The 15,816-nt window shown below is 53.7% G+C and carries 14 protein-coding genes; 4 read left to right on the plus strand and 10 right to left on the minus strand.

Annotated elements, in window-relative coordinates:
- Positions 1–28: 28 nt before the first annotated feature.
- From rseP to rpsB, 8 genes are all read right to left on the minus strand, one after another.
- A complete protein-coding gene (gene rseP, locus PW844_RS24225; RefSeq protein WP_299457317.1) occupies positions 29–1,378 on the minus strand; it encodes a sigma E protease regulator RseP in 1,350 nt (449 codons plus the stop codon).
- Positions 1,379–1,390: 12 nt separating this feature from the next.
- A complete protein-coding gene (gene cdsA, locus PW844_RS24230; protein ID WP_084872849.1) occupies positions 1,391–2,248 on the minus strand; it encodes a phosphatidate cytidylyltransferase in 858 nt (285 codons plus the stop codon).
- Between the two features lie 18 nt (positions 2,249–2,266).
- Positions 2,267–3,019 (minus strand): (2E,6E)-farnesyl-diphosphate-specific ditrans,polycis-undecaprenyl-diphosphate synthase, encoded by a 753-nt coding sequence (gene ispU / locus PW844_RS24235; protein ID WP_299457318.1) that lies wholly within the window; start codon positions 3,017–3,019, stop codon positions 2,267–2,269.
- A gap of 166 nt (positions 3,020–3,185) precedes the next feature.
- Complete coding sequence (gene ispC, locus PW844_RS24240) at positions 3,186–4,388, minus strand: 1-deoxy-D-xylulose-5-phosphate reductoisomerase (RefSeq protein ID WP_299457319.1); 1,203 nt, start codon at positions 4,386–4,388, stop codon at positions 3,186–3,188.
- Positions 4,389–4,525: 137 nt separating this feature from the next.
- The gene (gene frr, locus PW844_RS24245; RefSeq protein ID WP_084878324.1) at positions 4,526–5,083 is read right to left on the minus strand and encodes a ribosome recycling factor; all 558 of its coding nucleotides are present in this window, start codon (positions 5,081–5,083) and stop codon (positions 4,526–4,528) included.
- A 160-nt stretch (positions 5,084–5,243) separates the two neighbouring features.
- A complete protein-coding gene (gene pyrH / locus PW844_RS24250; protein ID WP_084872843.1) occupies positions 5,244–5,969 on the minus strand; it encodes a UMP kinase in 726 nt (241 codons plus the stop codon).
- A gap of 158 nt (positions 5,970–6,127) precedes the next feature.
- Complete coding sequence (gene tsf, locus PW844_RS24255; RefSeq protein ID WP_299457321.1) at positions 6,128–6,979, minus strand: translation elongation factor Ts; 852 nt, start codon at positions 6,977–6,979, stop codon at positions 6,128–6,130.
- Between the two features lie 183 nt (positions 6,980–7,162).
- On the minus strand, positions 7,163–7,888 hold the full coding sequence (gene rpsB / locus PW844_RS24260; RefSeq protein WP_013507942.1) for a 30S ribosomal protein S2: 726 nt from the start codon (positions 7,886–7,888) through the stop codon (positions 7,163–7,165).
- Positions 7,889–8,203: 315 nt separating this feature from the next.
- Between rpsB and map the strand changes: the two genes are divergently transcribed.
- The 4 genes from map (at position 8,204) to PW844_RS24280 (ending at position 13,292) form a co-directional block, all read left to right on the plus strand.
- The gene (map, locus tag PW844_RS24265) at positions 8,204–8,998 is read left to right on the plus strand and encodes a type I methionyl aminopeptidase (protein ID WP_299457323.1); all 795 of its coding nucleotides are present in this window, start codon (positions 8,204–8,206) and stop codon (positions 8,996–8,998) included.
- Between the two features lie 69 nt (positions 8,999–9,067).
- A complete protein-coding gene (gene glnD / locus PW844_RS24270) occupies positions 9,068–11,722 on the plus strand; it encodes a bifunctional uridylyltransferase/uridylyl-removing protein GlnD (protein ID WP_299458302.1) in 2,655 nt (884 codons plus the stop codon).
- Positions 11,723–11,798: 76 nt separating this feature from the next.
- A complete protein-coding gene (gene dapD, locus PW844_RS24275) occupies positions 11,799–12,623 on the plus strand; it encodes a 2,3,4,5-tetrahydropyridine-2,6-dicarboxylate N-succinyltransferase (protein WP_084872838.1) in 825 nt (274 codons plus the stop codon).
- Positions 12,624–12,899: 276 nt separating this feature from the next.
- On the plus strand, positions 12,900–13,292 hold the full coding sequence (locus PW844_RS24280) for a DUF3461 family protein (RefSeq protein ID WP_084872836.1): 393 nt from the start codon (positions 12,900–12,902) through the stop codon (positions 13,290–13,292).
- A gap of 28 nt (positions 13,293–13,320) precedes the next feature.
- On the opposite strand, the gene PW844_RS24285 is transcribed toward PW844_RS24280, so the two are convergent.
- Entirely contained in the window at positions 13,321–14,565 is a 1,245-nt protein-coding gene (locus PW844_RS24285) for an alginate lyase family protein (protein WP_299457325.1), read from the minus strand.
- A complete protein-coding gene (locus tag PW844_RS24290) occupies positions 14,565–15,722 on the minus strand; it encodes a CdaR family transcriptional regulator (protein ID WP_084872832.1) in 1,158 nt (385 codons plus the stop codon). The genes PW844_RS24285 and PW844_RS24290 overlap by 1 nt, the downstream gene beginning before the upstream one ends.
- Positions 15,723–15,816 lie beyond the last annotated feature (94 nt).

The raw sequence follows: 15,816 nt of genomic DNA on the forward strand, positions 1-15,816 counted from the left end.
CATCCCACGTCTGTCTGCATTCCAGCTATTACAGACGTGAGAAATCATTGAAAAGTGCAAGCCCCATTAACAGCACCAGCAGAATTGAGCCAATGCGATAACTAAAGTCCTGAACTCGCTCGGACACAGGTCCACCTTTGATCTTTTCGATCGCCAGAAAGAGCAAATGTCCACCATCTAAAACCGGCAGTGGGAACAGGTTAATTATCCCTAAGTTGACGCTGATAAGCGCCAGGAACATCAGGTAGTAAATCACCCCATATTCTGCTGATAACCCGGCACCCTGCGCGATCGAAATCGGCCCGCTCAGATTATTCAGCTTCACATCCCCGGTTATCAACTTGCCCAGCATGGAAACCGTCAGCTTCATCAGTTGCCAGGTTTTTACACTGGCTTCACCAATCGCGGCGAAAGGCCCATACTGCCTTACCGTTTTGTACTCGTCAGGTAGCGGAATCACTCGCGGGATAACTCCCGCAAAACCTTCCGCTTTATCACCCGACTTCGCTTCGGGTGTCAGCGTTAATGCCAGCGATTCACCGTTACGCTCCACCTCCAGCGCCATGTTTTTGCCTGGGTTATCGCGCACCTGCACCACAAAAGCCTGCCATTGCGTTAACGGCTGACCATCGACTTTAACGATCCTGTCGCCCGCTTGCAAACCGGCTTCACTCGCCGGAGAGTTAGCCTGCACTTCGGCGAGGGTCGTTTCAATCTGCGGTCCACGTGGACGAATACCTAACGCAACTACCGGGTCCTGCTTGTCTGGCTCAAACTGCCAGTCATGCAAATCCAGCTGCTTCTGCTGGGTGGCCTGTTCACCAAACTGCGAGACGGTTAGCGTTGTACTTTGGTCACCGATTTTGCCGATCAGTGCCATGCGTACCGCATCCCAATCAGGCGTTTCGATACCATCTACCGCTTTAAGTTCCATACCGGAGGTAATTTGCGCTTCCGCAGCAATGGAACCGTTCAGAATTTCACCAACAACAGGTCGCACACCGGGCACGCCGTGAATAAACACCGCCCAGTACGCAATGATGGCAAAAATAAAGTTGGCAATCGGTCCAGCAGCAATAATCGATGCACGCTGCCAGATAGCTTTGTTATTGAAGGCCTGATGACGCAGTTCAGCGGGAACACTCTCCACGCGTTCATCAAGCATTTTGACGTAACCGCCAAGGGGGATCAGGGCAATGACATATTCCGTGCCCTGACGATCGCGGCGACTGAACAGCGCTTTGCCAAAACCAATCGAAAAACGTTCAACTTTGACACCGCAACGGCGCGCAACCCAAAAATGGCCGAACTCGTGCACGGTAATCAGCACGCCGAGCGCCACAATAAAGGCTGCAAAACTCCAGAGTATGCTCAACATCGTCGCCTATCCTCAGAGGGTGCGGAACACCAGCAGCAACAGGCAGGCAAAGACTGGCACCGCTGCTGTCAGGCTATCAATGCGATCGAGGATACCACCGTGGCCCGGAATTAAGTTACCGCTGTCTTTGATACCGGCTTCACGTTTGAACATACTTTCTGTCAAATCGCCCAGTACCGAAGCCAATGCGGCGATAACAGCACAGATAATCAGGGTTGACGTGGCAATGGTTAATGGCGCGAACGTGGCAAACAGCCAGGCAATCACGGCAGAGCAGACTAACCCGCCGAGGAAGCCTTCCCAGGTTTTACCCGGCGAGACTTTGGGAGCCAGCTTGTGTTTACCAAATAACCGGCCAAACATATAGGCACCTGAATCGGCACCCCACACCAGAAACATGACAAACAGCAGCCACCAGGCTCCGGCGAAATGATCGGTATCGTAATGATACTGGCGCAACGCCATCATGCCCCAGAAGAAGGGGATCACGGTGAGCACACCAAACAAGAGACGTAACGGGCGCGAATGACGCCAGACGGCCGCAGAGGCGGGATAGAATAGAACCAGCACCAACGCCACGACCCACCAGATAAGAGACGCCCATAACGAGCTTTCCATCTGCACCTGGTGCAAATCACGTTGATAAGGTTGCAGCGTGAATAACATCACAGCCAGCAGCAAGCCACAAAGCACAGCTAGCCAGATGCGTTGCTGACGGGTCGCCATACCCGCCAGCTGCCCCCATTCCCAGGCGGCAAGCATACAAATGATGATGGTTGTTATCGCAAAACCGGACAGTGGTAACCAGAACAACGCAGCAATCACCAGCGGAATTAAAATAAACGCGGTAATTAAACGAGACTTCAGCAAAGGTTACCCCCAGGTTGCTCAGGCGCCGCCTGGTGCAGCGCCGCCATAGCGACGCTCCCGCAGAGAGAAAGCATTCAGTGCACCTTCAAAAACTTGTTCATCAAAATCAGGCCAAAGAACATCAGTAAACCAGAACTCAGCATAGGCGATTTGCCACAGCAGGAAGTTGCTAATCCGATGCTCTCCCCCGGTCCTTATCACTAAATCCACCGGCGCCAGCTCATTCATACAAAGGTACGGAGCCAGACTCTCTTCGGTTATCTGGTCAGGACGTAACAAACCTTCCTGAACCTGCTCGGCCAGTTTTCTGGCACCCTGGATAATATCCCAACGACCGCCATAGTTGGCAGCAATGTTGAGAGTCAGTCCATTATTTTGCTGAGTCAGTTCCTCGGCGCGACGAATGCGTTCCTGGATTCTGGAATTGAAACGACTGATGTCGCCAATAACACGCAGACGTACATTGTGTTTGTGCAGGCTTTTGACTTCACTATCAAGCGCCCAGACAAACAACTCCATCAAGGCCGTCACTTCCTGTATCGGTCGGCTCCAGTTTTCGCTACTGAATGCGTAAAGTGTGAGCGCTTCCAGCTTGTGGCTGACCGCAAAGCTGACGGCCCGGCGTACTGATTTTACCCCGGCTTTGTGGCCTGAAATACGCAGTTTGCCCTGATTTTTTGCCCAGCGACCATTACCATCCATAATGATGGCCACGTGACGCGGCGTACAATCAGACCGGTCATCGAATGTGTTGTGATTGTTGGACGACATAACGCGTAATAATTCCTTTAATCAGAAATGCTGTGGTTTCTGAATACATTGCGCCTGCAGCAAACACCGACTTTTCAGTCGGCTGGCATCGAAACAATGCCAGGCCGTGAAACGCGAGCGAGCGACTATACCATTTTCGCCCTGAGCTAACAAATAGCGGGGACAATCAACCTGCTATGCGCAAACGTGGCAACATTTCCGTGGCACATACCCGCGCTAACCGATCAATCTCCACTACCGCCTCAACGCTATCGGGTTCCCCGCAGCTCAGCGATGCCAGCACTTCACTGTTCAGTGCTGCGATATCGGTAAAGCGGATCTGATGCTGTAGAAATGCGGCGACCGCCACCTCGTTCGCTGCATTCAGCGTCGTCGTGGCGGCCTGGCCAGTGGCGCAGGCGTCAATTGCCAGCTTCAGGCAGGGATAGCGCGCGTAATCTGGCTCAGCGAAGGTCAGCGCTTTCATTCGGGTGAAATCGAGCGGTGTTACGCCTGCAGAAATACGTGCTGGCCATGCCATGCTGTGAGCAATAGGGGTACGCATATCGGGCGATCCCAGTTGCGCCAGCACGCTACCATCGCAATAACGCACCATAGAATGGATGACCGACTGCGGGTGCAGGATCACCTCCATCTGCGCATCCGTTGCGTTAAATAGCCAGCGGGCTTCAATGTATTCAAGACCTTTATTCATCATGGTGGCTGAATCAACAGAGATTTTACGCCCCATTGACCAGTTCGGATGCGCACATGCCTGATCCGGCAACATGGCCGCTAACTCAGCTAATGGCGTGTCACGAAAAGGGCCACCTGATCCCGTGAGGATAATCGACTCAATGCCGTTCTCCCGCAAATCAGCGTACCCCAACTGTTGCTGTATGGAAGCCGGTAAACTCTGAAAAATGGCATTGTGCTCGCTATCAACGGGCAATAACCGGGCCTGATGGCGCTGTACCGCCTCCATAAACAGGCGGCCGCATGTGACAAGAGATTCTTTATTCGCCAGCAGCACGGTTTTCCCGGCGCGAATGGCTGCCAGCGTCGGCAGCAGACCCGATGCACCGACAATCGCCGCCATCACCTGATCAACTTCATCCAGCGCAGCCAGTTCACAGGCAGCCTGAACGCCGGAGAGCACTTCAGTTTTAATGTTGAGTGCTCTCAGTCGCTCACGCAGCGACTGTGCGGAGATTTCATCCGCCATCGCCGCATAGCGCGGCGCAAACTGCTGGCATTGCTCGGCCATTAACGCCACATTCTGACCAGCCACCAGCGCTGTTACCTGATATTGCTCGGGATTTTCCCGCACCACTGCCAGTGTGCTGGTACCAATTGAGCCGGTGGAACCAAGCAGAGTTAATCGCTTCATGACGCTTTCCGTGTGTTTTCCGGAGAAGGCAGGCAGAAAATGCCCTCTTCTGCAGGGACAAAAATAAAACGCCGCAAGATCGTGCATTCCCAAATGGGTATACCTCTCTTGACGGCGTTTGTCGGACAAAGATGGAATCAGAACTCCATCAGTTCCTTTTCTTTCTCTGCCAGTGCTGCATCAACATTCTTGATGCGTGCATCGGTCATTTTCTGGATTTCGTCCTGCGTACGACGTTCGTCGTCTTCGCTGATCTCTTTATCTTTCAGCAACGCTTTGATCTTGTCGTTGGCGTCGCGGCGTACGTTACGTACTGACACACGACCCTGCTCCGCTTCGCCACGGACGATTTTGATCAGATCTTTACGACGTTCTTCCGTCAGCGCTGGCAGCGGAACACGGATGTCGCTACCTGCTGAACTTGGGTTCAGACCCAGATCGGATGCCATAATCGCTTTTTCAACTGCCGGACCCAGGGAGCGATCGAAGACGTTGATTTTCAGCGTACGGGAATCTTCTACAGTGACGCTAGCCAGCTGACGCAGCGGCGTTGGCGTACCGTAATATTCAACAACAATGCCGTCGAGCAGAGAGGGAGAAGCGCGACCAGTGCGCACTTTGCTAATGGTGTTTTTGAATGCTTCCACGCATTTGTCCATGCGCGTTTCAGCATCTTTTTTAATTTCGTTAATCACGTTGAAACCCTTGGATTCGGTTTGACCTGGCCATTTCCGGGCTAACCGGAAGCGGTATCGATAATCATCGATCATCCTGATACCCGTCATACTTCGGGTATGGTGCAGCGCCCGAGCGCCGCGCCAACAGAATATACCCTATTTTATCTTGCGTCGGGTATTAATGCGTAATCAGGGTGCCTTCTTTTTCACCCATCACCACGCGGCGCAGTGCGCCAGGCTTGTTCATGTTGAAGACGCGGATTGGCAGCTGATGATCGCGAGCCAGCGTAAAGGCTGCCAGATCCATCACTTTCAGCTCTTTATCCAACACTTCGGCATAGCTCAGCTGTTCATACAGCGTTGCGTCCGGATTTTTAACCGGATCGGCAGAATAGACGCCATCGACTTTGGTCGCTTTCAGCACCACGTCCGCTTCAATTTCAATGCCACGCAGGCAGGCGGCTGAGTCGGTGGTAAAGAACGGGTTGCCAGTACCGGCCGAGAAAATCACAACGCGGTTATTGCGCAGCAGGCTGATCGCTTCGGCCCAGCTGTAGTTATCACATACGCCATTCAGCGGAATCGCTGACATCAGACGCGCATTGACATAGGCACGGTGCAGCGCATCGCGCATCGCCAGGCCATTCATCACGGTAGCCAGCATACCCATATGGTCACCGACCACACGGTTCATACCCGCCTGCGCCAGGCCCGCGCCACGGAACAGGTTACCGCCACCAATAACCACACCTACCTGGATACCCAGCTCAACCAGCTCTTTCACCTCTTGCGCCATGCGGTCAAGCACACTCGCGTCAATACCAAAACCTTCGGCACCTTGCAGTGCTTCGCCACTCAGTTTTAGCAGGATACGTTGATATACAGGTTTTGCGTTGGTCGCCATGGTCAATTCTTCCTGGAAGATATGATGAAAAGGAGAAGTTAAATCTGATCAATCATCCGCTTAGCGAGAGAGAAAAGCTATTGGGAAGTGACTGAAAATGCGTCCGCAACAAAATGCAGACAAAAAAGAACCGCCTTCCGGCGGTTCTTTCGGACCAATTAAGACTGTTTGGACATTGCAGCAACTTCTGCTGCGAAGTCAGTCTCAACTTTCTCGATACCTTCACCCACTTCGAAGCGGATAAAGTTGATCACGTCTGCGCCTTTCTCTTTCAGAGCCTGGCCAACAGTTTTGCTCGGGTCGATAACGAAAGCCTGACCAGTCAGAGAAACTTCGCCGGTGAATTTCTTCATGCGGCCTTCAACCATTTTCTCTGCGATTTCTTTCGGCTTACCAGACTGCATGGCGATGTCCAGCTGAACCTGGTACTCTTTAGCCACCACGTCTTCAGACACGTCTTCCGGCTTAACGAATTCCGGCTTGCTTGCTGCAACGTGCATTGCAACCTGCTTGATCAGCTCTTCGTCTGCGCCTTTGGTAGAAACCAGAACGCCAATACGTGCGCCGTGCAGGTAGCTACCCAGCTCAGCACCTTCCAGAATCGCAACGCGACGGATGTTGATGTTCTCACCGATTTTCGCAACCAGTGCTACGCGTTCTTCTTCGAACTGCGCTTTCAGAACTTCAACGTCGGTCACTTTGCCAGCAGCTGCTGCGTCAATCACTTTGTCAGCAAACGCCTGGAAACCGGCATCTTTTGCGACGAAGTCGGTCTGGCAGTTAACTTCCAGGATCACAGCATAGCCGTCAGCGATCTTGGTTTTGATCACGCCATCAGCAGCAACGTTACCCGCTTTTTTCGCTGCTTTGATTGCGCCAGACTTACGCATGTTTTCGATGGCCAGTTCGATATCGCCATTCGCTTCAGTCAGCGCTTTTTTGCAATCCATCATGCCAGCGGCAGTACGCTCGCGCAGTTCTTTTACCAGTGCAGCGGTAATTTCAGCCATTCCAGAATCCTCGATTCGTTTCTCAGTGTTTGCACACTGCCAGAAACTTGTTGCGGAAAATTTACTCTGCCCCGCTCACCTGACAGGTCAGCGTGACAAACTTGGATATAATAAAGGGGCCTGTGCGGCCCCCTTAACAGATTACATCTGATGTCTAAGGGCTCTGTGAAAGAGCAGACCTTATCAGGCGTTCTCTAAAGACGCGTCTTCAGCTTGCTCAGCCAGATCCTGTGAACGGCCTTCGCGCACGGTAGTGGCAACGGCAGTCAGGTACAGGCTTACAGCACGGATTGCATCGTCGTTACCCGGGATAACGAAATCAACGCCGTCCGGATCAGAGTTGGTATCAACGATAGCAAATACCGGAATACCCAGGTTGTTTGCTTCTTTGATTGCAATGTGCTCGTGGTCAGCATCAACAACGAACAGTGCATCCGGCAGACCGCCCATATCTTTGATACCGCCCAGGCTGTTTTCCAGCTTGGCCAGCTCACGAGCGCGCATCAGCGCTTCTTTTTTGGTCAGTTTGTCGAAAGTACCGTCCTGAGACTGAGTTTCCAGATCTTTCAGGCGTTTGATTGACTGACGAACGGTTTTCCAGTTGGTCAGCATGCCACCCAACCAGCGGTGGTTAACGAAGAACTGGTCGCAGCTCAGTGCAGACTCTTTTACCGCTTCGGCAGCAGCGCGCTTAGTACCGACGAACAGGATCTTACCTTTACGGGAAGAAATTTTGTTCAGCTCAGCCAGGGCTTCGTTGAACATCGGTACAGTTTTCTCAAGGTTGATGATGTGAACTTTGTTACGCGCACCGAAGATGAACGGCTTCATTTTCGGGTTCCAGTAACGGGTCTGGTGACCGAAGTGAACACCAGCCTTGAGCATGTCGCGCATGGAAACAGTTGCCATGATTACCTCTAAAGTTTGATTGGGGTTGGGCCTCCATGTATCCCATACAACCGACCTCTTACGAGGCACCCCGGCGTACGTGTCGATACATGTGTGTTTTAGTACACATAATGAGATTTATGCGTTTCCTGTCGGCCTGGCGGCTGACAGAGAATCGTCGGCGCGCTTTATACCATAATGTGCAGGAATACGCCAATAGTAGTTAGCGGGAAAAGGCTTAGTGTTTCCCGATTTGGCAGCCTAAATGCCTGCTGCTAACATGACTGCACAGAATTCAATTATCGTCGAAATTTTCGACAGCCGCGGATTAATTTAATGGCAATCTCAATCAAAACCCCTGAAGAAATCGAAAAAATGCGTGTTGCGGGCCGCCTGGCCGCTGAAGTGCTGGAAATGATTGCACCACACGTGGTACCGGGTATCTCTACCGGTGAACTGGACCGTCTCTGCCACGAGCATATCACCCAACAGCAGCAGGCCATTTCCGCCTGTCTCGGTTACCACGGTTTCCCGAAATCGGTGTGCATCTCAATCAATGAAGTGGTGTGTCACGGCATTCCCAGCGACGATCGCATCCTGAAAGATGGCGATGTCGTCAATATCGATGTCACGGTGATCAAAGATGAGTATCACGGCGACACCTCGAAAATGTTCATTGTTGGCAAGCCAACCATTCAGGGTGAGCGCCTGTGCCGGGTCACGCAGGAAAGCCTGTATCTGGCGCTGCGTCTGGTAAAACCGGGCATTCGCCTGCGTGAACTGGGCCGTGCGATTCAGAAGTACGTTGAAGCGCAGGATTTCTCCGTGGTGCGTGAATATTGCGGCCACGGCATTGGTAAAGGTTTCCATGAAGAACCGCAGGTGCTGCATTACGATGCTGATGACAGTGGCGTGGTGTTGCAGGCTGGCATGACCTTTACCGTCGAGCCGATGGTTAACGCCGGTGACTACCGCATCCGTACCATGAAGGATGGCTGGACCGTGAAAACCAAAGATCGCAGCTTGTCCGCGCAGTACGAGCATACTATTGTGGTGACGGAAAACGGCTGTGAGATTCTGACCCTGCGTGAAGACGACACCATTCCAGCAGTGCTGGAAAACGTAGCGTAAATCTCTTCCAATAATGACCTCGCCGACCACGTGTCGGCTTTTTTATGGCGTGCAGACGAGACGATGTCGATGAGTGGTAGCGTGACCGAAGCAGTACACAAGGGCCTGACCGATTCCCCTGCCGACTGGCCCGATGAAGCCTTAACCCGCGAGAACCTCAAACTCTATCTCGAACAATTTCAGCAACACATGGGCGTGGCATTTGATGCCGGGACCGATGTTGAATCGCTGATTGATGTGCGCACGTTGTTTATCGATCGGCTGTTGCGTCGCTTATGGCGCTTCTTTGGCTTTGATCAGATGAAAGAGATCGCTCTGCTGGCGGTCGGTGGTTATGGCCGTGGCGAATTGCATCCGCTGTCAGACATCGATGTGCTGATCCTCAGCCGTCGCCCGCTGGATGAGCAGGCAGCACAGCGCACCAGCCAACTGCTGACGCTGATGTGGGATCTGAAACTGGAAGTCGGTCATAGCGTCCGTACGCTGGAAGAATGCCTGCTGGAAGGACTGTCGGATCTGACTGTCGCCACCAACCTGATTGAGTCGCGCATGCTGACCGGCGACGTGGCGCTGTTTCTCGAACTGCAAAAAAACATCTTTAGCGATGGTTTCTGGCCTTCGGCACGTTTCTTTGCCGCCAAAATTGAAGAACAACAGGAACGCCATAAGCGCTATCACGGCACCAGCTACAACCTGGAACCCGATATTAAAAGCAGCCCCGGCGGCTTGCGCGATATTCACACGCTGCAATGGGTGGCGCGCCGTCATTTTGGGGCCACCACGCTGGATGAAATGGTCGGTTTCGGTTTTCTCACTGAAGCTGAACGCAACGAACTGAATGAATGCCAGGAATTTCTCTGGCGTATCCGCTTTGCTTTGCATCTGACGTTAACGCGTTACGATAACCGGCTGTTGTTTGATCGCCAGTTAAACGTCGCCCAACGCCTTAACTACCTCGGCGAAGGTAATGAGCCAGTTGAGCGCATGATGAAGGACTTTTTCCGCGTCACACGCCGTATTGGCGAACTGAATCAGATGCTGCTGCAATTGTTTGATGAAGCCATTCTCGGACTTTCCTCGACGGAAAAACCGCGCAGCATTGACGACGATTTCCAGCTGCGGGGCGATTTGATCGACCTGCGGGATCCGACATTGTTCGATCGTGAGCCACAATCGATTATGCGTATGTTTTACGTAATGGTACGCAACGAGGACATTAAAGGTATCTATTCCACCACCTTGCGCCAGCTGCGTTATTCACGTCGTCACCTGAAACAACCGTTATGCCAGATCCCGGAAGCCCGCCAGACCTTTATGGCGATTCTGCGCCACCCCGGCGCTGTGAAGCGCGCGCTGTTGCCAATGCATCGCCATAGCGTGCTGTGGGCCTACACGCCGCTATGGGGCAATATCGTCGGCCAGATGCAGTTTGACCTGTTCCATGCCTACACCGTGGATGAACACACCATCCGCGTATTGCAGAAGCTGGAGAGCTTTGCCGACGAAGCCACGCGTCCGATGCATCCCATGTGTGTTGAACTCTGGCCACGTCTGCCACAACCGGAACTGCTGCTGATGGCGGCGCTGTTGCATGACATCGCCAAAGGGCGCGGTGGTGACCATTCGATTCTGGGGGCGCAGGATGCGCTGGATTTTGCCGAACTGCATGGTCTCAATTCACGCGAAACCCAGCTGGTTGCCTGGCTGGTGCGCCACCATCTGTTGATGTCGGTAACGGCGCAGCGTCGTGATATTCAGGACCCCACCGTCATTCAGCAATTTGCTGAAGTGATGCAGAACGAAAACCGTCTGCGTTATCTGGTGTGCTTAACGGTAGCGGATATTTGCGCCACTAACGAAAGCCTGTGGAACAGCTGGAAGCAAAGCCTGCTGCGCGAACTGTTTTTTGCCACCGAAAAACAGCTGCGCCGCGGAATGGAAAACAGCCCGGACCTGCGCGAGCGCGTGCGCCATCATCGGTTGCAGGCGCTGGCCCTGCTGCGCATGGAAAACCTCGACGAAGAACGGTTGCAGCATATCTGGAGCCGCTGCCGTTCCGACTATTTCCTGCGCCATACCCCTAATCAGCTGGCATGGCATGCCCGCCATCTGATTAACCATGATTTGAGCAAACCACTGGTGCTGGTCAGCCCACAGGCCACCCGTGGCGGCACCGAGATTTTTATCTGGAGCCCGGATCGCCCTTACCTGTTCGCCGCAGTGGCAGGCGAGCTGGATCGGCGCAACCTTAGCGTGCACGACGCGCAGATCTTTACCAGCCGTGATGGCATGGCAATGGATACCTTTATCGTGCTGGAACCCGATGGCAGCCCGCTGGCCGCCGATCGTCATCCGATGATCATCCACGCGCTGGAACAGGCGATCGCGCAAACCGAGTGGGTGCCGCCGCGCGTGCGTCGCCAGTCATCACGCCTCAAGCACTTCAGCGTGGACACCGAAGTCAGCTTCCTGCCAACCCATACCGATCGCCGCAGCTATCTGGAATTGATCGCGCTCGATCAGCCTGGCCTGCTGGCGCGGGTAGGTGAAGTCTTTGCCGATTTAGGCGTCTCGCTACATGGTGCACGCATCAGTACAATTGGTGAGCGGGTTGAGGATCTTTTCATCCTGGCAAACAGCGAGCGACGCGCGCTTGATGTCGAAATGCGCAATGTGTTGCAACAACGGTTGACAGAGGCCCTTAATCCAAACGATAAAGTGTGACCGCAATCGATTTATTATCCCTTTTTTCTGTGCCAGCGTGACGCTGGCACCCGTATGACAGACTCAGGAAATTATCATGCAACAGTTACAGAGCGTTATTGAATCTGCCTTTGAGCGCCGCGCCGACATCACGCCAGCCAGCGTGGACAGCGCCACTCGTGAAGCCATCAACCAGGTCATCGGTCTGCTGGACAGCGGTGAACTGCGCGTGTCTGAAAAGATCAACGGTGAGTGGGTAACGCATCAGTGGCTGAAGAAAGCAGTGCTGCTGTCGTTCCGCATCAACGACAACCAGGTGATGGAAGGCGCAGAAACCCGTTTCTACGACAAAGTACCGATGAAATTCGCTAACTGGGACGAAGCACGCTTCAAAAAAGAAGGCTTCCGCGTTGTTCCTCCGGCAGCAGTACGTCAGGGTGCATTTATTGCGCGCAACACCGTGCTGATGCCGTCTTACGTTAACATCGGCGCTTACGTTGATGAAGGTTCAATGGTCGATACCTGGGCAACCGTCGGTTCCTGTGCGCAGATCGGTAAAAACGTTCACCTGTCCGGCGGCGTCGGCATCGGTGGCGTACTGGAGCCGCTGCAGGCTAACCCGACCATCATCGAAGACAACTGCTTTATCGGCGCACGTTCAGAAATTGTTGAAGGCGTGATCGTTGAAGAAGGTTCCGTGATCTCCATGGGCGTCTACATCGGCCAGAGCACCAAAATTTATGACCGTGAAACCGGCGAAGTTCATTATGGCCGTGTACCGGCGGGTTCTGTGGTGGTTTCAGGTAACCTGCCTTCTAAAGACGGCAGCTACAGCCTGTACTGCGCAGTTATCGTGAAGAAAGTTGATGCGAAAACCCGTGGCAAAGTCGGTATCAATGAGCTGCTGCGCACCATTGACTAAGGCGAATTTGCCTTAAATAAACTTATCCGACGGGCCTGTATTCAGGCCCGTAATTTTTTCTTTACACATCCCACCTGACAACCTGTTTCTCACCGCGAATTAACAAGTGCGTTTGTTTTTCAAACAGGTCATAATCCGCGCCAGTTAACTCAGGCCGCGCAATGTTCATCCCGGTTTTTTATGTCTACAGTTGTTTAAGCTGGTTGCTGCGTTTCAGCTGCATCCTGAATGATGATGGTCCTGCGCGCTCCCCCACTTTTGATGGAATATAAAGCTATGTACGACAACCTGAAAAGCTTAGGTATCAGCAACCCTGACGACATTGACCGCTACAGCCTGCGTCAGGAAGCCAATAACGACATCCTGAAAATCTACTTCCGCAAAGACAAAGGTGAATTCTTCGCCAAAAGCGTGAAGTTCAAATACCCGCGTCAACGCAAAACCGTTGTGGCCGACCACAGCAGCCAGGGATACAAAGAAGTTCAGGAAATCAGCCCTAACCTGCGTTATGTGATTGATGAGCTGGATCAGATTTGCCAGCGCGATCAGGTTGAAGTCGATCTGAAACGCAAAATCCTTGATGACCTGCGCCATCTGGAAAACGTGGTGTCGAACAAGATTGCCGAGATCGAATCTGACCTCGATAAACTGACCCGCAGCGGTCGTTAATACTTTCTTCCTGCTCTGCTCAGGCCAGCTAATGCTGGCCTTTTTTCTGCGCATAAGGCAGTGAAAACAGCCAGGTATCTCGCTGTGCCTGTTGCACTGCGCCACCCGATGCCGTCCAGTCTGCCTGAGCAATGCGCTGCCGCCAGCGTGATTGCTGCAAACTGTTATCCGCCAGTGACAGTAAAGGAATCAGCCGCACGCTGACACGATCGCGATTTTTCCACGGCCATACTTTGGCCGGATCGCTGTAAGGGGCCATGGTTGCCAGCGCTGCAAGCAACGATCCGCCCTGCGGATTCTGGTAATGCCAGAGATCGCCGAAGCCGCTTCGTTGTGCCAGCCAGGCAAGGTTGCTGAGTGCCTGCAGATTAAAATAGCTGTAATGAAAGGATCGCGTGCGCGCCAGTTCCGCCGGTTGCGTACCATCAGCCCGAATTTGTTGGTCGATCTTACTGCGCGCCAGCGCCACCATCGCCTGCACCGTCGCGCGATCGCCAAGATACCAGGCGATGCCCGCCACCTGCGTACAGTACCAGCTGCCATGGTTGTTAGCCGCCGCAGCCTCCTGTTGCGCCAGCGGACTCTGTTGCAGCCAGTGCAGATAGGCATGAAACCACTGCTGCACGCCCTGCTCATCCGCACGTTTCCAGCCCGGCGCTCCGCGCAACAACGTCAGCGCATCCACCACCCGGGTGGCGAAATAACGCCCATCCAGCACCCCGGTATGACGCCCCTGCGCCACACCCGGCACACCCTGGGCAAAATTGAGGTTAGGATTCATGCGGCTGGCGGGATCAATGAACCAATGCCGCGCCATCGACTGTGCTTTATCGGCATAACGCTGCTCACCCGAGAAGTACCAGGCGAGGGTCAATACCTGCAAATCGGCGGTAAAACGCGCCAGCCGTACACCATCGCTTTGATCGTTTTTGCTGGAAGGATTGACCACCCCATCGCGTCGCTGCCACGGCAAACCTGTCGGATGCGTGTCGTCTGGCCACCAATAGGCGCTCAGACTGAGATAATCATGCTTTGAACCGCTCGGTGGCAACAGCCCTTTATCAGTGACGCTCGGGTCCGGATGTTTCAGCGCCTGTTGCGCTTCCCGCTGCAATTGCTGCCAGGCGGCAAGGGTTGGCGCTGCGGCAGTCTGCTGCACCAGCTGTTGCCTGACCTGTTGTAAATCGGTCAGGGAGAGAAAGGCCAGCTCAGTCGCCAGACCAAAACCACTGTACAGCCACAATAGCGATGTCAGTACCGCAGCCAGTTTCATCAGGTCTGCTCATCCAGTTGCAGTGCCACATACAGCAGCAGGCGATCGTCAAAGTTGCCCAAATCCAGACCGGTCAGTTCCGAGATACGATTCAAACGGTATTCCAGCGTGTTGCGGTGGATAAACAACGCGCGTGCCGTGGCGCTCGGCTGCACATTATGTGTGAACCAGGCGATCAGGGTCCGGCGCAGCAGACCGTTGTTATCCATATTTTTTAATTTCGCCAGCGGCCGGGCCAGCTCATTCGCCTGCCAGCCACCACGTAAACTGTCGAGCAGCACCGGCAGCACCAAATCCTGATAAAAATAGCTACGCTGCTCCGGCATACGCTGCTTGCCCACCATCATGGTAGTGCGGGCAGTACGATAGGATCGCGCGATGCTGCCAGGCCCGGTGAAGTAGTTGCCCAGCGCAATACGCATGCGCAGATGGCCACTCTCTTTCATCCGATGCAACAGTTGTTCGACCCGGCGGCGATGATCGTCCTGATCGTAACGGCCATGCGCATTCAGCGCAGGCTTTAACACCACCATTTCAGTCAGTGAAACGATAGCGATCAGGTTATCGCGCTCAGGTGTGGTCAGCAGCGTTTGCAGTTGCTGCAATTCCGACATGGCGCTATCCACGCCCAGCTGGCCACTATCCACCTCCACCACCGCCACAACGCGTGGCTGATTAAGGTCAATACCCAGTCGCTGCGCCCATTCACTCAACGCCGGTGACAGGCTTTCGCTCCGCACCAGATTAAGCACCAGCTCTTCACGCAGGCGGCTATCCTGCGCCAGCATATGCAGCAAACGTGCCTGTTCCAGCATCATTTCAGCCGTCATGCAAACCAGCTCGCCGTAATGACGCAGTGCGACCGGCTGCCCGGTCAAGCCGATTACGCCGACGATTTCGCCATCAATACGTAACGGCAGATTAATACCAGGGCGGACGCCATGCAGATGTCGGGCGACTGCCTCATCAATGTCCACCACCCTGCCCTGCGACAGTACCAGCAATGCACCTTCGTGCAATTCGCCAATACGTTCGCGATCTCCACTGCCAATAATGCGGCCACGGGCATCCATCACGTTGACATTGCTGTCAATAATTTTCATGGTGCGGGCAACAATGTCCTGTGCCAGGCGCGCATCGAGATGATAGGTGGCCATCAATCACTCCGGAAAAAAGACGAGAAGACAGAATACGCGCCCATCAGACAGCTGACATTGTGCAAATGCACATAGCCGCAGGGATAATGCGGGA

The organism is Pantoea sp. (assembly GCF_028283705.1).
Lineage (GTDB): Bacteria > Pseudomonadota > Gammaproteobacteria > Enterobacterales > Enterobacteriaceae > Pantoea.